Annotated in this window: 16 protein-coding genes; 9 read left to right on the forward strand and 7 right to left on the reverse strand. The window is 73.9% G+C overall.

Going from position 1 to position 20938, the window contains the following annotated elements; all coding sequences use genetic code 11:
* Positions 1-125: 125 nt before the first annotated feature.
* Complete coding sequence (ahcY, locus tag ACIRPH_RS14635) at positions 126-1562, forward strand: adenosylhomocysteinase (RefSeq protein ID WP_402914071.1); 1437 nt, start codon at positions 126-128, stop codon at positions 1560-1562.
* Between the two features lie 123 nt (positions 1563-1685).
* Complete coding sequence (gene ahcY, locus ACIRPH_RS14640; RefSeq protein WP_402914074.1) at positions 1686-2948, forward strand: adenosylhomocysteinase; 1263 nt, start codon at positions 1686-1688, stop codon at positions 2946-2948.
* A 30-nt stretch (positions 2949-2978) separates the two neighbouring features.
* Here ahcY (ACIRPH_RS14640) and ACIRPH_RS14645 read toward each other — a convergent pair whose 3' ends face one another.
* Complete coding sequence (locus ACIRPH_RS14645) at positions 2979-3935, reverse strand: RDD family protein (RefSeq protein WP_402914077.1); 957 nt, start codon at positions 3933-3935, stop codon at positions 2979-2981.
* A gap of 109 nt (positions 3936-4044) precedes the next feature.
* On the opposite strand from ACIRPH_RS14645, the gene ACIRPH_RS14650 reads away from it, so the two are divergent.
* Together ACIRPH_RS14650 and ACIRPH_RS14655 are read left to right on the forward strand one after the other, a co-directional pair.
* Positions 4045-5037 carry a stage II sporulation protein M gene (locus tag ACIRPH_RS14650; RefSeq protein WP_402914080.1) on the forward strand — a complete coding sequence of 331 codons (993 nt, stop codon included), beginning with the start codon at positions 4045-4047 and terminating at the stop codon, positions 5035-5037.
* 41 nt (positions 5038-5078) lie between these two features.
* Positions 5079-5324, forward strand: a complete 246-nt coding sequence (locus tag ACIRPH_RS14655; protein ID WP_402914082.1) for a DUF397 domain-containing protein — start codon at positions 5079-5081, stop codon at positions 5322-5324.
* 9 nt (positions 5325-5333) lie between these two features.
* Here ACIRPH_RS14655 and ACIRPH_RS14660 read toward each other — a convergent pair whose 3' ends face one another.
* The 6 genes from ACIRPH_RS14660 to ACIRPH_RS14685 all read right to left on the reverse strand — a co-directional run bounded on the left by ACIRPH_RS14660 (position 5334) and on the right by ACIRPH_RS14685 (position 12944).
* Positions 5334-7427 (reverse strand): tetratricopeptide repeat protein, encoded by a 2094-nt coding sequence (locus tag ACIRPH_RS14660; RefSeq protein WP_402914084.1) that lies wholly within the window; start codon positions 7425-7427, stop codon positions 5334-5336.
* Between the two features lie 80 nt (positions 7428-7507).
* Positions 7508-8809, reverse strand: coding sequence for a DUF58 domain-containing protein (locus ACIRPH_RS14665; protein ID WP_402914087.1), 1302 nt, complete (start codon positions 8807-8809; stop codon positions 7508-7510).
* Positions 8809-9792: an AAA family ATPase gene (locus ACIRPH_RS14670; RefSeq protein ID WP_402914090.1), complete on the reverse strand. Its 984-nt coding sequence runs from the start codon at positions 9790-9792 to the stop codon at positions 8809-8811. Before ACIRPH_RS14670 ends, ACIRPH_RS14665 begins: the two co-directional genes overlap by 1 nt.
* A 79-nt stretch (positions 9793-9871) precedes the next feature.
* The gene (locus ACIRPH_RS14675; RefSeq protein WP_402914092.1) at positions 9872-11065 is read right to left on the reverse strand and encodes a DUF4350 domain-containing protein; all 1194 of its coding nucleotides are present in this window, start codon (positions 11063-11065) and stop codon (positions 9872-9874) included.
* Positions 11062-11691 (reverse strand): DUF4129 domain-containing protein, encoded by a 630-nt coding sequence (locus ACIRPH_RS14680; RefSeq protein ID WP_402914095.1) that lies wholly within the window; start codon positions 11689-11691, stop codon positions 11062-11064. Before ACIRPH_RS14680 ends, ACIRPH_RS14675 begins: the two co-directional genes overlap by 4 nt.
* The gene (locus ACIRPH_RS14685; protein WP_402914097.1) at positions 11688-12944 is read right to left on the reverse strand and encodes a glycerophosphoryl diester phosphodiesterase membrane domain-containing protein; all 1257 of its coding nucleotides are present in this window, start codon (positions 12942-12944) and stop codon (positions 11688-11690) included. Before ACIRPH_RS14685 ends, ACIRPH_RS14680 begins: the two co-directional genes overlap by 4 nt.
* Positions 12945-13583: 639 nt before the next feature.
* Here ACIRPH_RS14685 and mtrA point away from each other — a divergent pair.
* From mtrA to hpf, 5 genes are all read left to right on the forward strand, one after another.
* Entirely contained in the window at positions 13584-14261 is a 678-nt protein-coding gene (mtrA, locus tag ACIRPH_RS14690) for an MtrAB system response regulator MtrA (protein ID WP_017570965.1), read from the forward strand.
* 16 nt (positions 14262-14277) lie between these two features.
* Entirely contained in the window at positions 14278-16140 is a 1863-nt protein-coding gene (gene mtrB / locus ACIRPH_RS14695; protein WP_402914101.1) for an MtrAB system histidine kinase MtrB, read from the forward strand.
* Entirely contained in the window at positions 16137-18026 is a 1890-nt protein-coding gene (locus ACIRPH_RS14700; protein WP_402914103.1) for an LpqB family beta-propeller domain-containing protein, read from the forward strand. Before mtrB ends, ACIRPH_RS14700 begins: the two co-directional genes overlap by 4 nt.
* 390 nt (positions 18027-18416) lie before the next feature.
* Positions 18417-19151 (forward strand): ComF family protein, encoded by a 735-nt coding sequence (locus ACIRPH_RS14705; protein ID WP_402914106.1) that lies wholly within the window; start codon positions 18417-18419, stop codon positions 19149-19151.
* A gap of 789 nt (positions 19152-19940) precedes the next feature.
* Positions 19941-20612: a ribosome hibernation-promoting factor, HPF/YfiA family gene (hpf, locus tag ACIRPH_RS14710; RefSeq protein ID WP_402914109.1), complete on the forward strand. Its 672-nt coding sequence runs from the start codon at positions 19941-19943 to the stop codon at positions 20610-20612.
* The last annotated feature ends 326 nt before the right edge of the window (positions 20613-20938 follow it).

Raw genomic sequence — 20938 nt, forward strand, 5'->3', positions numbered from 1 at the left:
CGCGACCCTAACCGAACGCCGCCACCGGTCGGCGCGAATCTGACAGGACTTTGTCAGCTTTGTGCTGGTGCCGGGGCCGCGGGCCTAGAATCGTGGTCGCAACGACCACCACGAGTGAGGAACGCATGGCTTTCGACTTCAAGGTCGCCGATCTTTCCCTGGCTTCCTTCGGCCGCGACGAGATCCGACTCGCCGAGCACGAGATGCCCGGTCTCATGGCCACCCGCGCCGAGTACGGGGACAGCAAGCCGCTGAGCGGGGCCCGCATCATGGGTTCGCTGCACATGACGGTGCAGACCGCGGTCCTCATCGAGACCCTGGTCGCGCTGGGCGCCGAGGTCCGCTGGGTCAGCTGCAACATCTTCTCCACCCAGGACCACGCCGCGGCGGCGGTCGTCGTCGGCCCCGACGGCACCCCCGAGGACCCCAAGGGCGTCCCGGTCTTCGCCTGGAAGGGCGAGACGCTGGAGGAGTACTGGTGGTGCACGGAGCAGGCGCTGACCTGGCCCGGCGCCGACGGCCCCAACATGATCCTGGACGACGGCGGAGACGCCACCATGCTCGTCCTCAAGGGCGCCGGCTTCGAGTCGCTCGGGTCCGTCCCCGACCCCTCCACGGCGGAGAGCGAGGAGTTCGCGGTCGTCCTCTCCCTGCTCCAGAGGAGCCTGGCCGAGGACCCCGCCAAGTGGACCGGGATCGCCGAGGGCATCAAGGGCGTCACCGAGGAGACCACCACCGGTGTGCTCCGCCTGTACGAGATGCAGCGTGAGGGCACCCTCGCCTTCCCGGCGATCAACGTCAACGACTCCGTCACCAAGAGCAAGTTCGACAACAAGTACGGCATCCGCCACTCGCTGCCGGACGGCATCATGCGCGCCACCGACGTGCTCATCGGCGGCAAGGTCGCCGTGGTCTGCGGCTACGGCGACGTCGGCAAGGGCGCGGCCGAGGCGCTGCGCGGCCAGGGCGCCCGCGTCATCATCACCGAGATCGACCCGATCAACGCCCTCCAGGCCGCCATGGACGGATTCCAGGTGACCACCCTGGAGGACGTGCTGGAGACCGGTGACATCTTCATCACCACCACCGGCAACTTCAACGTGATCATGGCCGACCAGATCACCCGTATGAAGCACCAGGCGATCATCGGCAACGTCGGCCACTTCGACAACGAGATCGACATGGCCGGCCTGGCGAAGGTCCCCGGCATCGTGAAGAAGGAGATCAAGCCGCAGGTCCACGAGTGGACCCTCCCCGACGGCAAGTCCGTCCTGGTGCTGTCCGAGGGCCGCCTGCTCAACCTGGGCAACGCCACCGGCCACCCCAGCTTCGTGATGTCCAACAGCTTCACGAACCAGGTCATCGCGCAGATCGAGCTGTTCACCAAGCCCGACGAGTACCCGATCGGCGTGTACACGCTGCCCAAGATCCTGGACGAGAAGGTCGCCCGCCTGCACCTGGACGCCCTCGGCGTCAAGCTGACCACGCTCACCAAGGAGCAGGCCGCCTACATCGGGGTGGACGTCGCCGGCCCGTACAAGGCCGACCACTACCGCTACTAGTGCCGGGCGCCGGCCGGGAGGCCGGCCGACCGGGCGCCGCCGGGACCGCCGGCGGCGCCCGTGCCCCGTCCCGGCCCCGGGCGGGCACGGGGCCCGGACCGGCGAAGGGACTCTGGTGAGCACATGACCGACACCGCGCACGAGGTGGCCGACCTCGGCCTGGCCCGTGCCGGGATCCGCCGCGTGGACTGGGCGGAGCACTCGATGCCGGTGCTGCGCAGCGTGCGCGAGCGCTTCGCGTCGGAGCGCCCCCTGGAGGGGCTGCGCGTGGCCGCGTGCCTGCACGTGACGGCCGAGACCGCGAACCTGCTGCGCGCCCTGCGCGCGGGCGGCGCCGAGGTGGCGCTGGCGGCGTCCAACCCGCTGTCCACCCAGGACGACACCGCGGCGGCACTGGTCGCCGAGTACGGTGTTTCGGTCTACGCGTGGGCCGGGATGGATCCGGCATCCTACGACCGAAACCTGGTCACGGTCCTGGAGACGCGCCCGCACCTGATCCTCGACGACGGGTGCGACCTGGTCAACACCGCGCACGCGGACCGGCCCGACCTGCTGGAGGGCGTGCTGGGCGGCTGCGAGCAGACCACCACCGGCGTCATCAGGCTGCGCAGGATGAGCGCCGAGGGCGAGCTGCGCCTGCCGATGGTGGCGGTCAACGACACCGCCACCAAGCGCATGTTCGACAACCGGTACGGCACCGGACAGTCCACCATCGACGGCATCCTGCGCGCGACCAACGCGCTGCTCGCCGGGCGCACGGTCGTGGTCGCCGGGTTCGGCTACTGCGGACGGGGGCTCGCCGAGCGGGCCCGCGGCATGGGCGCCAGGGTGGTCGTCACCGAGGTCGACCCGGTCAAGGCCCTGGACGCGGTCATGCAGGGCTACACCGTCACGACGATGGAGGAGGCGGCGCCGGTCGGTGACGTGTTCGTCACCGTCACCGGCAACCGCGACGTGGTCCGGGCCGAGCACCTGGAGCGGATGAAGGACGGCGCCGTCCTCGCCAATTCGGGCCACTTCGACCTGGAGATCGACCTGGCCGCCCTGGAGCGGCTGGCCGTCGCGGTCGACCGGGGGGTCCGCGACCAGGCCGAGGAGTACGTGTTCGCGGACGGGCGCCGCGTCCTGCTCCTGTCGGAGGGGCGCCTGGTCAACCTCGGCGCCGCCGAGGGCCACCCCGCGGCCGTCATGGACATGTCGTTCGCGGTGCAGGCCCTGACCACGGAGTGGCTGGCGGCGAACCACGCCGGCATGGGGCCGGGGGTGCTGGAGGTGCCCGCGGGCATCGACACGGAGGTGGCCCGGCTGGAACTGGCCTCGCTCGGGGTGCGGATCGACTCGCTCACCCCGGGCCAGGAGGACTACCTGCGCTCCTGGCGCCCCTGAGCCCCGGGCGCGCCGCGCCGCCGGGGCCCGTCACCGGTGGGGGTACGGTCCGCCCTGCGGGGGCCCCGCCTGCGGGTGGCCGCCGTACTGCTGCGTGTACCCCGGCCGGTGCGGCTGGCCCGGGGCCTGCCCGAACCCGCCGTACTGCTGCGGGTGGCCGTCCGGCCGCCCCGGGTACGGGTACCCCTGCGGGGGCGGCTGAGCGGCGGCCTCGTGGCGCCGACGGCGCTCGGCGAGCACGGCGGCCAGGAAGTACGGAGGGGTGGTGCCGGGCGGCGGAGGCGGGCTGACCTGCGCGGCGACGGCGTCGGCCAGCCGGATCCCCATCTCGTGGCGGGTGTGCTCGGCGAGCTCGCCGTAGCGGAGCACGTACTGGCGGGCGGCGGCCGCGGTCTCCGCGGACAGCCGGGACAGCTCGACGCCCGCCGCCCACCCGGCCAGGTGCTGCGGCATGGGGACGACCTCGTCGCGGCGGCTCCCGCCGCGCTCCTCCACCACCATGGTCCCGGCGACGAAGTCGCCCACACGGCGGCCGTCCCGGTTGACCATCGACGTGATGAGGGCGACCATGCCCGTGGTCATCCAGATCTCCACGAACGACGCGAGCCCGCGCCCCAGCGCCTGCCGGAACCGCTCGGGCGAGCCGTCGGTGCCGACCACCCTCAGCCCCAGCGCCATCTTGCCGAGCGAGCGCCCGCGTGAGACCGTCTCGAAGACGGTCGGGTAGCCGACCAGGACCAGGACGAGGCCGGCCAGCGAGACCGCGGCCGTCGCCGCCGCGTCGATGCCGGTGCTGATCCACGACGTCAGGATGCCGAGCGCGATCAGCGCGATGATCTGGACGATGACGTCGATGGCCAGGGCCGCGGCCCTCGTGGCGAAGCCCGCCGGACGCAGGTCGAGCACCACCGCGTCACCGGTGACCAGTGGTGTCACGCCGTACACGTCGCCGCGGGTGTCACCGTTGCCGGGATAGGACACCAGCACACGCTCCCTCAGGGCTGTCTGAAACCGTCCCCATGACATTACCCGCCACATGGGACGGCGGGTTCGCCGCGCAGCCGCCGCCCCGAGCCGAACCGATAGGGTCCGATGCGTGGATATCGACGTGTTCGCCGCGGTGCACGCCCGGGACTGGGAACGGCTGGACGATCTGGCGCGCAGGCGCCGTTCGCTGGACGGTGAGGAGATCGACGAACTCGTCGAGCTCTACCAGAGGGTGTCCACCCACCTCTCGGTCGTGCGCTCCTCCGGCCAGGACCCGGCCCTCGTCGGCAGGCTGTCGGCACTGGTGGCGCGCGCCCGCTCCGCGGTGACCGGCGCCCACGCGTCCGCGTGGCGGGACGTCGGGGGCTTCTTCACCCGGGTGTTCCCGGCGGTGCTGTACCGGCTCCGGTGGTGGTGGATCGGGACGACCGCGGGCACGGTCGCGGTCGCCGCGGTCACGGCCGCGTGGATCGTCAACGACCCCGACGTGCTCCACGCCCTCGGCACCCCGGAGTCGATGGCCCGGTACGTCGAGCACGACTTCGCCAACTACTACGTCGAGAACCCCGCGGGCTCGTTCGCCGCCCAGGTGTGGACGAACAACGCGTGGGTGGCCGCCCAGGCGATCATCTTCGGGGTGGCGTTCGGCCTGCCCACCATCGCGGTGCTCGCCCTGAACGGGGTCAACATCGGCATGGCGGCGGGCATGATGATCGCCCACGGGCGCGGCGACGTGTTCTTCGGGCTGATCCTCCCGCACGGCCTGCTGGAGATGACGGCCGTGTTCGTGGCCGGGGGAGTGGGCCTCAAACTCGGCTGGACGATCATCTCCCCGGGGGACCGCACCCGCATGCGCGCCCTGGGCGAGGAGGCCCGCGCCGCCATCGCCGTGGTGCTGGGCCTGGTGGTCGTGCTGTTCGTCTCGGGCCTGATCGAGGGCTTCGTGACCGGCTGGGTGCACGTCACCTGGCAGAGGATCGGCATCGGCGTGGTCGCCGAGGCGCTGTTCGTGCTCTACGTGTTCACGGTGGGCCGCAGGGCGTACCTGGCGGGCGAGACCGGCGACATCAGGGACGCCCCGCAGGCCGTCCCGGTGGCCTGAGACACCTGACACCGCCGGGGCGCCCGTGCGACCATCGGGGCATGGACGACGACACCCCCCGGCACGGCCCGCGCGGCGACGTCCGGGGGAGCCGGCCCCGGGAGACGGCGCCCGACGTGCCCGTGTGGTTCACGAGCTCCCACAGCGCCGCCGAGACCTGCTGCGTCGAGGTGGCGGTCACCGCGTCCGCCGTCCGCGTGCGGGACTCCGCCCACAGGGGGGCGGGGACGCTCGGGCTCGACGCAGGGGGGTGGGCGGCCCTGGTGCGTGCGGTCAACGGCTCCTGAGGCGGAGGCTCAGCGGGTCGCCCCGGGACCGGGCCCCGCGACCTCCGCGATGCGTCCCCTGACCGTCTCCACCTGCGGGTGGTCCTCTCCCAGCTGCTCCTCCCAGTTCCGGAGGACGTCGGTGAAGATCCTGAGCGCCTCGGCGCGCTCCCCGCGCTCCTGTGCCGCGCGGCCCACGTAGTAGGCCGCGTCCGTGGTGAGGTGGTGCCCCGCCCCCAGCAAGCGTTCGCGCACGCGGTGCACGCGGCGGAACCCGGTCTCCGCCGCGGCGGGGTCGCCGAGGCGCATGGTCACGTAGGCGAGGTTCTGGGCGGCGAACAGGTGGAGGGGGTCCTCCTCCCCGGCCGTCCGGAGGCGCGCCTCCCCCACCTCCGACAGGATCTCCCCGGCCTCGGCCCAGCGCTCGCGGCGGATCGAGATCAGGCCGAGCTGGTAGGCGGTGTCCAGGGTGTCGGGGTGCTCGGGCCCCAGGGCCGCGGCCCGGTCCGCGCGCAGCTCCCGGAAGGACCGCCCGGCCTCGTCCACGCGGCCCAGGTTCAGCCGGGCCTCGGCGAGCAGGTGGCGCCCGGAGAGCACGGCGGGATGGGTCCGGCCGAGCTGTTCCTCCGCGGTGGACACGACGGGGGCCAGGGCGGCCTCCGCGGCCTCGGGACGGCCGAGGCGCAGGAGCGTGCCGCCGAGCGACACGACGGTCCGGACCGCCTCCGCGTGCACGGCGGCGGCCGTGGCCGTCAAGGCCCTGACTGCGTCCTCGTCGGCGGGGCGCACGCGGACGCGGAGGGAGACGATCGCCGTGAGGGCCTGGAGCTCGAACCGGAGGTCCCTGTGCCGTTGGTGGTCGAGCAGCCGTTCGGCGAGTGCGACCAGGGGCAGGTCGGCTTCGGTGAGACCGGCCCGAACGGTCTCCGCGACCAGCGGGTGCAGGCGCAGGAAGGCCTCCGCCTCCCGCCGCTCCACGGTGACCAGGCCGTGGACGACGAGGGCGTTGACCGCGCGGGCGAACGCGGCCTCGTCCAGCGGCCCGAGGACGCCTCCGGCGAGCTCGGACAGGGGCAGCCTGCGCAGGGGGACGGGTACGGCGCCGGAGCCCAGGACGGCCAGGATCCGCAGCAGCGGCGCGGCCTCGGGCTCCCTCTCCGCGACCAGCCGCAGGGACAGCTCCCACACGCCCGCCAGCAGCCCGCGGTCGGCGTCGGCCACGGGGACGAAGGGCGCGGCCAGCCCGTCCAGCGCGCCGACGTCCTCGCGCAGCCCGTCCAGCAGCGCGTGCGCGTCGGGGAAGAGCACCCCGTGCGTGGCGAGGATGCGCCCGGCCAGGGACAGGGCCAGCGGCACCCCTCCCAGCCGCTCCGCCAGCTCCTCCGCCCCGGCGAGCTCCGCGAGGCCCGCGTGGTCGGCCAGCGCGGCGGCTGCCGCCGGGGCGTCCAGCTCGCCGACCCGGTGCACCCGCGCGGGGGACCAGAGCAGGGGGTCGTCCACCCGGCTGGTCACCAGGACGAACCCTCCCGGGCTCGGCCGCATCCATCCCAGCTGGTCCCCGGGGCGGTTCCCCGGGTCCAGCTCCTCCGGCCGGTCGGCGTTGTCGATCACCAGCAGCCAGGGTCTTGGCGCCGCGTCCAGGTGGCGCCACGCCCATCGCAGGGCCCGGTACCGGCCGGTCCCCACCCGTTCCGCCTCCCGCCGCGGGCCGCCCGCCTCCACGGCGGCCTCGACCATGCTCGCCGCCACGTCCCCGGGCCGCACCCAGAACACCGTCCACCCCTGGGCCCGCGCCCGCTCGGCCAGCGCCGCGGCGACCGTGGTCTTGCCGAACCCGCCGGGGCCGGTGAGCACGTGGGGGACCGGGGCGCCGGCCCGCATCTCCCGGCCCAGGGCCTCCAGCAGCCCGTCGCGTCCGCGCACGGCGGTCGCCGGTCGCGGGGCGTCCAAGGACACGTCGGCCGGGGCCGGGGGCGGGGGCGGGGGCGGCGCCTGCGACGCGTGGATCGTGACACCGCCGTGGATGTCGCGGGCCTGCACCAGCTGCCCGTGGACGTCGCCCCGGAAGGCGTTGGCGGACCTGTCGTCGCACGAGCCGTCGGCGGCTCCGGGGGAGAGGGGCATGAGGCCATGGTGCCCGCCCGGAGGCCGTCCCGGGAAGGGGACGGGGGTCCGGGCGGGCGCCCCGGGAGCGTCGCAGGCCCCTACAGCCGCCCCTGCGCCTTCAGGTTGATGTACGCGTCCGCCAGCGCGGGGGCGATGTGCTCGGGGTCGGCGTCGACCACCTCCACGCCCAACCTGCGCAGCTCGGCGGTCACCCGCCGCCGCTCGCTCAGCGTCCGCTCGGCCGCCGCGGCCCGGTACAGGGCGTCGGCGCCGCCGCGCTCCCCCGCCATCCCGTCGACCGCAGGGTCCCGCACGGCCGCGACCAGCAGCAGGTGGCGCGACGTCAGCAGGGGCAGCCTCGGCAGCAACCCCTCCTCCAGAGCCGCCGCGTTCAGGTCGGTGAGCAGCACCACGAGCCGCCTGGCCCGCCCCTGGGTGCCCAGGACGGTTCCGACGAGCCCGGCCGGATCGGACTCCACCAGCTCCGCCTCCAGCGGGGCCATGGCCTCCACGATCCGGTTCACCTGGCTGCCCTTGCCGGACGAACGCACCTGGGCGCGCGTGCGCCGGTCGTAGGCCATGAAGTCCACCCGGTCGCCCGCCCGGCCCGCCAGCGCGGCCAGCAGCAGGGCGGCGTCCATGGCGTGGTCCAGCCGCGGGGTGTCGCCCACCCGTCCCGCCGAGGTGCGCCCCGTGTCCAGCACGATGAGGATGCGCCGGTCCCGTTCGGGGCGCCACGTCCGCACCACCACGCCGTCGTTGCGGGCGGTGGCCCGCCAGTCGATCGACCGCACGTCGTCGCCGGGCACGTAGTCGCGCAACGAGTCGAACTCGCTGCCCTGCCCGCGCACCATCGCCGTGTGCTGGCCCTCCAGCTCGCGCAGCCGCGAGAGCTTGCCGGGCAGGTGGCGGCGGCTGTGGAACGGCGGCAGGGTCCGCACGGTCCACGGCGCGGGCAGCGTCCTCTGCCTGCCCGCCAGGCCCAGCGGGCCGATGGTGCGCACGGTCACCCCGGCGGCCCGGGCGTCGCCGCGCCGGCTCGGGGTCAGGGTCGTCGTCACCCGGCGCCTCTCGCCCGCGTCCACCCGGACCGGCTGCCTGCGCGGCGTCGCGTGCGAGCTCGGCGGCCACGCGTCCCGCACCGAACCGCGCAGCCTGCGCCGGGTCGGGTTGGCGAGGGTCACGTGCACCGCCGCGGAGTCGCCCAGGCGCAGCGAGGAGTCCCCGTCCCGGGACAGCCGCAGCGCCGCCGGGCTCGCGGCGAGGCACACGTCGGCGACGAGCAGCAGCGCCAGCAGCGCCAGGGCCCCGACGGCGACCCAGGCGCCGACCAGGCCGGACAGCGCCACCGCGACCGTCGCGAGGAACGCCAGCAGGACGGCCCTGCCGGTGACCACCATCAGCGCGGTACCGGGACGGAGGCGAGCACACCGTCCAGGATTCCGTCGGTGGTCGCGCCCTCCAGCTCGGCCTCCGGACGCAGGGCGATCCGGTGCCGCAGCGTGCCCTTGGCGAGGGCCTTCACGTCGTCGGGGATCACGTAGTCGCGGCCCGACAGCCACGCCCACGCGCGGCTGGTGCGCAGCAGCGCCGTGGCGCCGCGAGGGGACGCGCCCAGCTGCAGGGACGGCGAGTGCCGCGTGGCCCTGCACAGGTCGACGATGTAGCCGAGCACCTCGGGCGCGATCCGCACCCGCTGCACGGCCTCGCGGGCCGTCCGCAGCTCGGCGGCGCCCGCCACCGGGACCACCCCGGCGGCGGCCAGGTCGCCCGGGTCGAAACCGGCGGCGTGCCGGCCCAGCATCTCCACCTCGGCGGCCCGTTCGGGCAGCGGGACGGTGACCTTGAGCAGGAACCGGTCCAGCTGCGCCTCGGGGAGCGGGTAGGTGCCCTCGTACTCCACCGGGTTCTGGGTGGCCGCCACCATGAACGGGTCCGGCAGCGCGACCGGGCTGCCCTCCACCGTCACCTGCCGCTCCTCCATGGCCTCCAGCAGCGAGGCCTGGGTCTTGGGCGGCGTCCGGTTGATCTCGTCGGCCAGCAGCAGGTTGGTGAAGACCGGCCCCTTGAGGAACTCGAACTTCGCGGTGTGCTGGTCGTAGACGAGCGAGCCCGTCACGTCGCCCGGCATCAGGTCGGGCGTGAACTGCACCCGCTTGTGGTCCAGGGACAGGGCCGCGGAGAGGGTGCGCACCAGCAGCGTCTTGGCGACGCCGGGCACACCCTCCATCAGGACGTGGCCGCGGCACAGCAGTGCCACGACCAGGCCGGTCACCGTCTCGTCCTGGCCCACGACCGCCTTGGCCACCTCGCGGCGCAGGGCGACCAGCGCCGCGCGTGCCTCGTCGGCGGATGGCGGTGCCTCGGGTGTGAAGGCGCTCACGTGCCGTCTACCTCTCTCGATACCTGGTCGTTCACTGTGTCGTGGCGGGGGGCGGGCGCCCGGCGGGGCGCCGCGGGGGTCACCTCAGCCTCCGGGCGCGCTCGTCGAGTTCGTCGGCGAGCCGGACGAGCGCGTCGTCGTCGGCCGCGTAGGGGTCGTGGCCGTCCGGGTGGAGGAGGGCGCGCAGGTGGGCGGGGTCGTCCCCGGTCCTGGCGGCGACGGTCTCCACGACCGCCTCCGGCGGCGTTTCCGCGCTGAGGCCGAGCTTGGGCACCGTGCGCTCCAGGAAGCCCGAACGCAGGGCGTACGCGGCCCTGTCCCGCGCCTTGCGCGCCTGGTACAGCCCGGCGCGCCCCTCCGTGGTCTCCGAGGCGCGCACGACGACGGGGAGGGCCTCGGGGACCAGGGCGCCCATTCGGCGGCCCCGCCACAGGGCGAGGAGCAGCAGGGTGGCGACCAGGGGGGCCAGGGACCAGCGCAGGCCCGGCGGCACGAGCTCCCACAGGGTGGCGCTGCCCTCCTGCCGCGGCGGGTCGGGACGGAGCCACACCACGTTCTCCGCGGCCATGAGGTTCATCGCGAGCGCGGCGTTGCCCCCGGTGTCGAGGGCGGTGTTGGTCAGGGGGGTCCCCGTGCCGAGGACGGTGGTGGCCGTCCCGCCGTCCTCCACGCGGAGGAGGGCGTCGCCGCTCCCGCCCGGGTAGCACCCGGTGGCGTCGGCCCCCGCCGGAGCCGAGTAGAGCTCGCCGCCGACGGTGGCGTTCCCCGCGGCCTCCGCGGCGGGGAGGCCGCACTCGGGGGAGAAGCCGTACTCCAGGATGTTGTCGGGCACCTCCCGCCCGGTCACCTCGACCCCGGGCGCGAACGCCGCGAGGGAGGCCACGGAGGGCTGCACCAGGACGGTGTCCGTGTCGAGGGCGGCCAGCTCCTCCAGTTCGGAGGGCAGCAGCCGGTGGTCGAGGAACACCACGAGCACGGCGTCGCCGCCGGCCCGCCCGAGGGCCTCGACCGCGGCGGACGAGGAGCGGACGACGTCGACGTCGCGGTCCTCGCCCAGGACCTCGACCAGGGCGCGTGTGCCGTCGGGGGACACGGAGCCGGGTTCCAGGTAGCCGGTGGGGAACCGCTCGGTTCCCAGGGAGAGCAGCACCGAGACGACGACGAGGGCGGTGACCACGGCGACGGGCGCGCGCGCCGAACGCCACAGGCGGAGCGCGCGCGGGGCGTCCCGACCGCCGTCCCGGGGCGGCGCGGCGGGGGCTGTGGCCGTCATCCTCGCGCCTCCTCGGCGGGGCGGGCGGCCCTGAGCCGCGTATCCAGTTCGCGCATGGTCCGCGCCGAGTCGGCGGTCGCGGAGCGGTCGCCGTACGCCACGTCGTTGAAGATCCGGGCGCCCTCGCGCAGTCCGTCCGTCTCACCGGGCAGCAGCACGGAGGCCTCGGCGGCCAGTTCCGTGGCCGTGCGCCCCGCGCGCGGCGCGACGATCACCCGGTCCTCCAGGTCGACGCTGATGGCGCGCAGGCGCTCGGCGACGGCGGCGGCGTACTCGCCCGCGGCCTCGTGGCGGTCGGAGGCGGCCCGGTGGTCGGTCGCGGACAGGACCGCGCCCTCGTGCACGGGCGGTCCGGCGGCGCGGCTCCGCGAGGGCCGCAGCCAGACGATCAGCCAGACCGCCAGGGCGGCGACGACCAGCAGGAGCGGGGCGAGGACCACCCAGCCCCCGAAGACCCCGGAGCCCGCCTCGGCGAGCCCGTCGATGAGGCCGCCGAGCCAGTCGAGGAAGCGGTCGAGGAGGCCCGGCTCCTGCTCCCCGTACAGGGGGTCGCTCAGCTCCTCGACGGCGCGCCTGCGGCCCTCGTCCCGGCTGACCTCGCCGGCGGCCGAGAGGTGGAGGCTCACGTCCGCGGCTCCGGCAGGTAGATCTCCGGTCCGGCCTCGTAGCCGGCCCGGGCCGCCTCGTGCAGCCTCAGGTCGAGGCCCTCGCGGCGCATGCGCAGGTCGACGTAGAGCAGTGTGGTGACGCCGGCCGAGAAGGGCTGGGTGACCGCGTAGACCAGCACCGTGCCCACGTAGGTGAGGGCGGCGGAGGCGACGACGGTCCAGGTCGCGGTCGCGTCGATGAAGGTGAACATCCCGGCGGCGATGCCGAACGGCATGTTGAGGATCGAGCCGACGAGGAGGACGATCACCAGCGTCAGCAGCCAGTAGCCGCACGTGCGCCACCACTGCCCCTGGGACAGGCGCCAGGAGCGGGCCATGGCCTGTCCGGGGCCGAGGCGTTCGAGCACGATCATCGGCATGGCGTAGTAGAGCCGGACCCAGATCCACGTGCTCGGCGCCACGACGACGGCGGTGGCCAGCAGGAACACCAGGAGGCCGACGACGATGCCGGCGCCCGGTCCCCCCTCGATGCCCACGATGACGCCGAGCACGAACGCGAGGGACGCCGCCACCACGAAGGCGGTCCACATGACGAACTGGATGGCCAGCTTGACGAGCGCGAGGCCGATGATGGCCCCGATCCGGCCGCGGGCGGCCTCCCACGCCTGGCGGGGCGTGAGGCGGTGCCCGAGCACGGCCATGCCGATGGCGGCGGCGAGCAGGCCCAGGAGGACGAATCCGCCGAGGTAGACGATGAGCTCGCCCGCGAACATCAGGACGAAGGTCAGCGGGGAGCCGGGGAACAGCGGGGCGTTCGGGTCGACGGCGGCCGGGTCGACGAGGACCTCGTCCATCCAGGTCGTGTAGTCGTCCAGGTACCAGGCCGAGGCCAGCGAGGTCAGCACGGCGGCGATGGCCATGACGACCAGGGAGAGGCCGACCGTGGTCCTCGGGTTGCTCCGGATGAGGCTGAACGCGCCGTTGAAGACGTCGCCGAGGGTCAGGGGGCGGAGCGGGACGACACCGGGCTTGGGCGCGCGGGGGACCCCGGGGGGGAGGGGCGCGCCGTATCCGGGCTGCTGTCCGTACCCGGGCTGCGGTCCGTAGCCCTGCGGCCCGTGTCCGGGGGGCTGACCGTACCCCGGCTGCGGCCCGTACCCGGGGTGCTGCCCGTGCCCCCGGGGTCCGGCGCCGGGCGCCCCGTACGGGTCCTGCGGCGGCGCGTCCCCGTGGACGGGCCCGCCCGAACCCGGCGCGGCGAAGCCCGGCACGCCCTGCTCCGGCGCCGCGAAGCCGGGCCGCTCCTGCGGGCCGGACGGGGCCGCCGGCCCGCCCGCGGGGGGCTCGGGCGCGGACGGCGCGCTCCCGGGAGCGGCCCACCCGCCCGGCTCCGAAGGTGCACCCCCGGAGGAACCGCCATCGCCAGGGGCGCCGGGGCTGCTTCCCGACGTGTCCCGGTGGTCGTCCTCCTGGGTCATGTGCTCCGCCCTCCGTGGTGTTCGGTTACGCTGCGCGAGCGGATCCGCGCGATTTCTCCCGTGTTGGAATCCAACCTACCGGCCGGTTCCACCGGTGCCCGGCGGGCCTGGCGTGCGTCCAGCAACAACCGACGCACTTCATTCCTTTTGTATGCTTTCTGTTACCAACAGGCCAAGTCTCGAAGGTTTTCGGACCTGCGCAGCCAGGGCCGACGCCGCCGGTGGTCGAAATCGGTCCGCACGGAGCGAAATGCATCGACCACTCTCCCAACCCCGCCCGAAGGTGGCAAGGTTGGGGGGACAAAGCAGTTCCTTGCGTCGGGGAGCAAGGGCGCACCGACCGTTTACGCCGCTTGAGTGTTCCAGAGAGAGGAGTAGGCGCCGCGAAATCCGCCCGCGAGGCGGTGCTGACGCCCGGCGCCGGACACACACATGAAGGGACGTGTACTGGTTGTCGACGATGACCTCGCCCTCGCCGAGATGCTGGGCATCGTGCTGCGGGGTGAGGGATTCGAGCCCTCGTTCGTGCATGACGGGGACAAGGCCCTGGAGGCCTTTCGCGAAACCAAGCCCGACCTGGTCCTCCTCGACCTGATGCTGCCCGGGGCCGACGGGATCGACGTGTGCCGCCAGATCCGCGCGGAGTCGGGCGTGCCCATCGTCATGCTCACCGCCAAGAGCGACACCATCGACGTCGTCCTGGGCCTGGAGTCGGGGGCCGACGACTACATCGTCAAGCCGTTCAAGCCCAAGGAGCTGGTGGCCAGGGTCCGGGTGCGGCTGCGCCGCACCGAGGAGCCCGCTCCCGAGGTCCTCCAGATCGGTGACATCACCATCGACGTCGCCGGGCACGCCGTGCGCCGCGACGGCGAGCAGATCAGCCTCACCCCCCTGGAGTTCGACCTCCTGGTCGCCCTGGCCCGCAAGCCGCGCCAGGTCTTCACCCGCGAGGTCCTGCTGGAGCAGGTGTGGGGCTACCGCCACGCCGCGGACACCCGCCTGGTCAACGTCCACGTCCAGCGCCTGCGCGCCAAGATCGAGAAGGACCCCGAGCACCCCGAGGTCGTCGTGACCGTCCGCGGTGTCGGCTACAAGGCCGGAACCGCCTGATACCGCAGGGCCGCACATGACCGCAGGTACACCCGAGGAGGAGCGGGGGGCCGACTCCGAGGGGCAACGGTCCGTCCCGCCCTCCGGGCTGCCCGGGCCCGGGGGGCGGTGGCGCGACGGCGAGACCGGCCTGACCCGCACCTACCTGTTCGCCCAGCGGGCCGCCCGCGCCCTGGTGCGCGGCGTGCACACCAACTGGCGCCGCTCGCTCCACCTGCGGGTCATCTCCACCACGCTGGTGCTGTCCCTGCTGGTCATGGTGGGGCTCGGGTACGCGATGATCTCCCAGGTGCGCGGCGGGCTGCTCGACGCCAAGATCGCCACCGCGGTCACCGACCACCGGGCCGGGCTCAACTACGCCCTCGCCGAGCTCCAGGAGAACGACGGGGGCGACCGCGACCGGCTCCTGTACAACCTCGCCAGCGAGCTCACCAGCCGCAGCGGCGACACCGGTCTCTACAGCGTGGTCATCCTGCCCTCGGTGAGCGACGAGCTCGGGTGGGCGACCGGCGAGGGCAGCGTCCCGCCGCGCCTGATCGAGCAGGTCCGCCAGTCCGAGACGAACGACCAGCAGTACCACACGTACACGCGGGTCACCACCGAGCAGGGCGAGGAGGAGCCCGCGCTGGTCGTGGGCGCCCAGCTCACGCACGCCTACGAGCTGTACTACCTGTTCCCGCTCCAGCACGAGCAGGAGATCCTCGACCTCGTCCAGAACACGGTCGCGCTGGTCGCGGTGCTGCTGGTCATACTCCTCGGGCTGATCGCGTTCGTCATCACCCGGCAGGTGGTGAGCCCGGTCCGCTCGGCCGCCCAGTCCGCGGAGCGGCTGGCCGCCGGCGACCTCACCGAGCGCATGACCGTGCAGGGCGAGGACGACCTGGCCAGGCTGGCCGTGTCCTTCAACGACATGGCGGGCAACCTGGAGGAGAAGATCAAGGAGCTGGAGGAGCTGTCCAAGCTCCAGCGCCAGTTCGTCTCCGACGTCTCCCACGAGCTGCGCACCCCGCTGACCACCATCAAGATGGCCGGCGACCTGCTCTTCGACGACCGTGACGAGCTCGACCCCAGCATGCGCCGCTCCGTCGAGCTGCTGCAGAGCCAGGTCGAGCGCTTCGAGGAGCTCCTCGCCGACCTGCTGGAGATCAGCCGCCACGACGCGGGCGCCGCCACGCTGGGCATCGAGTCGGCGGACGTCCGCGACGCCGTCATGAAGGCCGTGGGCGACGCCGAGCAGATCGCCGAGCGCCGGGGCATCAAGGTGGTGCTGCGCCTTCCCGCCGAGCCCTGCCTGGCCGAGTTCGACACACGGCGGATCAACCGCATCCTGCGCAACCTCGTCGTCAACGCCATCGAGCACAGCGAGGGCCGGGACGTGGTGGTCACCGCCGCCGGGGACCGCGACGCGGTCGCCGTGGCGGTGCGCGACTACGGGGTGGGGCTCAAGGAGGGGGAGGAGCACCTGTGCTTCGACCGCTTCTGGCGCGCCGACCCCGCCCGCGTGCGCACCACCGGGGGCACGGGCCTCGGCCTGTCCATCGCCAAGGAGGACGCCGTCCTGCACGGCGGCTGGCTCCAGGCGTGGGGCCTGCCCGGCCAGGGGTCCCAGTTCCGGCTGTCCCTGCCCCGCCGCTCCGGCAGCGAGCTGCGCGGCTCCCCCCTGCCCCTGGTACCGCCCGAGATCGCGCTCGGCCGCACCTTCGCCGCGTTCGGGGACAAGGACGGCGCGGTGGGGCCCAAGCCCGCGGCCAACGGCCACGCCCGCCCCGAGCGGACCCCGGGCCGGGGCGACCGGGAGGGCGCGCAGTCCGGCGCCGCCGACGACACGGCCGTACGCTCCGAACGCGACCCGCGCGAGGGTGGGGAGGACGGGTCATGACAGGACCGGGCCGGATCGCCCGCGCCGTGCGCGCCTCGCTGGCGGCCGCGGTGGTCTGCGCGGCCATGGCGGCCTGCGCCTCCGTCCCGACGACGGGCCCCGTCGTCCCGGGCGCCGGGGGCGACTCCGCTGGCGACCCCTACGGCGGCTACGTGCGGCTGCTGCCCGCCGGCCCGCAGCCCGGGGTCGATCCGGAGGGTCTCGTCAGCGGCTTCCTCAAGGACATGGGCAGCTTCGAGGAGGAGCACAAGGCGGCGCGCAGCTACATGCTGCCCGAGACGGGGGAGACCTGGTCGCCCGACGGCACGGTCAAGGTCTTCGCCGACCTCGACACCGTCGACCTCGACGCCGAGATCAGCGCCGACGGGCTCACCGCGACCGTGCGGATGCGCAGCTCCCTCGTCGCCACGATCGACGAGAGCGGCAAGTACGTCTCCAGCGACAGCGGGCGCCTGCTCGACGAGCCGTTCCTGCTCGCGCGCGAGAACGGCGACCCCGACGGCGACTGGCGCATCCGGAGCCTGCCGGACGAGCTGATCCTCAGCCAGCTCGACGTGGAGCGCACGCACCGGCCCTTCAACCTGTACTTCTTCAACCCCGCGCGGAGCGCTCTGGTCCCGGACCCGGTCTACCTGCCGGTGAGCAACGAGCAGCTGCCGGAACGCCTGCTCCGCAAGCTCATCGGCGGCCCCAGCGAGTGGCTGGACCCCGCGGTGGAGTCCGCCTTCCCCCGGGGGGCCGCGCCCTCCCTGGAGGTCGACGCCGAACACGCGGTCATCGACGTGGGCGTCTCCGGGGAGGTCGACGAGTTCGCCATGGGGGCGCAGATCGCCTGGACGCTCCGCCAGCTGCCGGAGATCCAGGAGTTCACCCTCAAGGTGAACGGCTCGGAGGTGGACTTCCCGGGCTCCGACGGCGAGAGCGCGGACCGGCCGCGCCCCGGCAGCGACCACTGGTCCCGGGTGAACCCCGGTGCGATCTCGGGCGGCGTCCGCGCCTACTACACGCACGAGGGGCAGCTCTGGTCCGCCGAGGACTGGGACGAGGGCGTCTTCGAGGAGGTCGAGCGGGTCCCGGGCCCCCTGGGGGCCGGCGACAGCCTCCTGGAGCGGTTCGCGGTGTCCGTCGACGAGAGCACCGTCGCGGGGATCACCCAGGGCTCGGGCGAGGTCGTGACGAGCTTCACCAGCCCGGGGGCGCAGATCGAGGAGGTCCTCTCGGACGGGGTCTTCACGGAGCTGTCCTGGGACGTCAACGGCAACCTGTGGGTGGTCGAGGAGACCGAGGACGCCGGATCGGCGGAGCGCGACCCGGACGCGGAGGAGACGGCCGAGGAGGAGGCCGACACCGAGGACCCGGTCGAGGAGGGGCCGCCCCCCGCCCCGGGGACGACCGCGCTGTGGCTCCTGCGCGGCGGCGAGGAGGTGGTGCGCGTGGACGTGTCCGGGCTGCGCGACACCTCCGTGGTGCACTTCCAGATCTCCCGCGACGGCACCCGGGCCGCGCTGGTCACGGAGGAGGACGGCGAGCGCGCGCTGCAGGTGGGCCGGGTCGTGGAGGACGCCGACGGGCAGGTCGTGCTGGGGTCGTTCGTCACCCTCGCCAGGGAGCTGCAGGACCTCACCGACGTCGCCTGGCGCAGCTCCGACCAGCTGGTGGTCCTGGGCGGCCGGGACGGCGGCACCGCCCAGGCGTTCCTGGTCTCCCTGGACGGCGGGACCCCGCCCGCCAGCGCCGGGACCCCGGTCGCGAGCATGATGACCATCTCCGGAGCCCCCGGGCAGCCCCTGGTCGCCGGTTCCGACGACGGCAACATCTGGATCTCCAACGATCCCCTGAACTGGCAGAACGTGGTGGAGGGCGGAGCGCCCACCTTCCCGGGGTGACCCGGGGCCGGGCCCGTGGAGCCCTCCCGCGCCGGGTGCCCCCGGGGCCTTCCGGCCTGGGGGCGTCCCGCGCTCCTGCGGTCCGTGTCCGGTTCGGCCGTGATCCGTGCCCGGTTCTGGGGCGTTCCGTGCTCCTGCGGTCCGTGTCCGTGGCCCGCCGGGAGTCTTGGGGCCGCCTTGCGGTCCGTGCGCCGTCCCGACGCGTGTGCGGTTCGGGGGTCCGCGCTCCTCCGGCCCGTGTCCGGTTCGCGGCCGTGACCCCTGCCCGGCCTGGGGGCGTTCCGTGCTCCTGCGGTTCGTGCGCCGCCCCGGCGCGGCCGTCTCCCGGGCCCTGTCCACAGGTTCGGGAAGGGACTGGCGCCGGCCCCGGCCGGGCCGGATCCTGAAGGGGTGAACCACACGACTCCCCTGGTCGGCGCGGTGCGCGAAGCGTTCTCGGCCCTGCTCGACCTGGTCCTTCCCCAACTCTGCGCCGGGTGCTCGGGCCCCTCGGGGCCCCTGTGCGCGGACTGCCTCACCCTGCTGCAACGCCGGCCCCACCGCTGCGCGCCGAGGCCGGGGTGCCCGCCCGCGTGGGCGGCGGGCCCCTACGCCGGACACCACCGCCGGGTGCTGCTCGCCTACAAGGAGGGCCGGGCCGACTCCCTGGCCCCGGTCCTGGGCGGACGCCTGGCGTCCGCCTACGAGGCGTCGGGGCTGGCGGGCCCGGACACGCTCCTCGTGCCCGTGCCGGGCCGCGGGCCGCCGCGCGACCCGCACGCCCCCGTCACCCGGCTGGCGCTCGCCTGCCTGGCCCGCGCGGGCGGTCCGGCGGCGGGGACCGTCCTGCCGCTCCTGCGCTACCGGGGCAGGCCGAGGCGCCAGGCCGGCCTGGGACGGGCCGAGAGGCTCGCCAACCGCGAGGGGACCCTGGTCGCCGTGCCCCCCTCCCGGGGGCGGGCCGGGGGAGCGGCGGTCGTCGTGGACGACGTCCTCACCACGGGCGCGACGGCGGCCGAGGCGACCCGTGCCCTGCGGGCCGCGGGGATCCGGGTGGCGGGCGCGGTGGTCCTCGCCGAACGCCTCACCGTGCACGGCGAGGAGATTCGGGCCGAGGAGGCAAGAAGGTTTTACAAACCCTCATGAACAGGTGAAAAGTCCACGTATGCAAGGCTTTGCGGTAGTTGTCAGCGGGTGGGGAGACCGGCCGCTACCTGACATCCTCGCCAGGACAGGTTACGGTCACGGTATGGCACCCGTCCGGGTCCGTGGTTGCGCCGGAGATCAGGAGTCCTGGGGAACCCCAGGACGCCCCTTCGGCAAGCCGATGCCAGGCGCAGGCGAAACGGCCCACGTAAGGCGACTTTTCGTCGACCGATCACGGTGCGCCTTAGAGGTAAGCCCTGCCCCGCGGAGGGTCCAGATGTCCCTCATGACAGGGAGAAGAGCAGTAGTCGCGTCTAAGAGCGGCGACACTCTCAGCAGGCGGATGTGGGGACGAAGACCAGGTCGGCCGGACGGGTGGCATGCCATACTCCGGGAGTTCGCCTTCACCGGCGGGCTCCCGGGGGCACCGTCCCACCTCTCAGGGGTGGCCGCCCCGCGCTCCGCCCCCGCACCGCTCGGCGTCCGGCGCATCCCCCTGCGACACGGGCCATCGGGGCGTCGGCGGCCGAGTCGTGGGCGACTTGTCGCGAACGCGGCAAAAGTCCTTTTCCTTGCCCCAAGAGGCCCGACCAATCGGGTTCCTGTGGCGTGTGAGGACCGTGCCCCTGATGGGTATACGCACTTCCAAGCGAGACGCGATCCGTTCAGGATCGGGTCACCAGCGGAAGGGGGTTGACGCGCGACACCCCTCCGCCCCCCGACGGCGGAAGGGATGCAGAGCCAGCCTGGCCGTCGCCTTCACGGCGGTCACGCGATGAAGGGGGTCCTATGGACATCATCGTCAAGGGTCGACGCACCGGTGTGAGTGACAAGTTCCGACAGCACGTCGAGAACAAGCTCGACAGGCTCTCCAAGTGGGAGCGCAAGGGGATGACCGTCGACGTGGAGGTGTCCCAGGAGCGCAACCCCAAGCTCGCCGACGTCTGCGAGAGGGTTGAGCTGACCATCCACTCCAACGGCCCGGTCATCCGGAGCGAGGCAGCGGCCTCCGACCGGTACGGAGCCCTCGACCTCGCGATCGACAAGATCGAGGCCCGTCTTCGCAAGTCCGCGGACCGCCGCAAGGTCCACCGCGGGAACCACACTCCCGTCTCCGTCGCGGCCGCCACCGCCGGCCTCCCCGGGGACCTGCCCTCAGCCACAGCGACCGCGACCCAGGCGCCCCCGGCCCAGCGGAGCGGAGAGGAGGAGATCGACGGCGCCGCGTTGGACGGCAAGTTCACCGACGAGTTCGTCGAGCTCGACACCCAGGGCGAGGCTCCCATCGTCGTCCGTGAGAAGTTCCACCGGGCCAAGCCCATGAGCATCGACCAGGCCCTGATGGAGATGGAACTCGTCGGCCACGACTTCTACCTCTTCCACGACGAGGTCAAGGACGCGCCGAGCGTCGTCTACCGCCGCAAGGGCTTCAACTACGGCGTTCTCCGCCTGGTCGACTAGGGGCGTCCCGCGGTCGGGCGCCCGCCCCCTCCGGGCCGGCCCGGAAGCCGCCGGCGCCCCGACGGGCGCGGCACGGCGCGTGCCTCCCCGCCGAACCCCCCACGGGGGAGCGGGCCCGGATCCGTCCGGGGGACGGGATCCGGGCGCCGTCCCGGGCGAACCGGCGCCACCGACCCGGTACCACCGACCCGGTACCACCGACAACACTGCCGCGGGGGGGGCGGCCGGCCCCCCCCCCCCCGGGGGGGGCCCGCCGGACACCGGCCCGGGGGCCCACCCGGTGCGGGGGCGCGGGGTGTGGTGGGGCTCCTCGGCCTCCCCCCCCG

It is taken from the genome of Nocardiopsis sp. NPDC101807, assembly GCF_044766605.1.
In the GTDB taxonomy this organism is placed as follows: Bacteria; Actinomycetota; Actinomycetes; order Streptosporangiales; family Streptosporangiaceae; genus Nocardiopsis; species Nocardiopsis tropica.

Bases quoted from the DNA above. Each gene is read 5' to 3' on its own strand.
- mtrA (WP_017570965.1), top strand. From the start codon at position 13,584: ATGAAGGGACGTGTACTGGTTGTCGACGATGACCTCGCCCTCGCCGAG.
- mtrB (WP_402914101.1), top strand. From the start codon at position 14,278: ATGACCGCAGGTACACCCGAGGAGGAGCGGGGGGCCGACTCCGAGGGG.
- ahcY (WP_402914071.1), top strand. From the start codon at position 126: ATGGCTTTCGACTTCAAGGTCGCCGATCTTTCCCTGGCTTCCTTCGGC.
- ACIRPH_RS14675 (WP_402914092.1), bottom strand. From the start codon at position 11,065: ATGACGGCCACAGCCCCCGCCGCGCCGCCCCGGGACGGCGGTCGGGAC.
- ahcY (WP_402914074.1), top strand. From the start codon at position 1,686: ATGACCGACACCGCGCACGAGGTGGCCGACCTCGGCCTGGCCCGTGCC.
- ACIRPH_RS14700 (WP_402914103.1), top strand. From the start codon at position 16,137: ATGACAGGACCGGGCCGGATCGCCCGCGCCGTGCGCGCCTCGCTGGCG.
- hpf (WP_402914109.1), top strand. From the start codon at position 19,941: ATGGACATCATCGTCAAGGGTCGACGCACCGGTGTGAGTGACAAGTTC.
- ACIRPH_RS14660 (WP_402914084.1), bottom strand. From the start codon at position 7,427: ATGCCCCTCTCCCCCGGAGCCGCCGACGGCTCGTGCGACGACAGGTCC.
- ACIRPH_RS14665 (WP_402914087.1), bottom strand. From the start codon at position 8,809: ATGGTGGTCACCGGCAGGGCCGTCCTGCTGGCGTTCCTCGCGACGGTC.
- ACIRPH_RS14655 (WP_402914082.1), top strand. From the start codon at position 5,079: ATGGACGACGACACCCCCCGGCACGGCCCGCGCGGCGACGTCCGGGGG.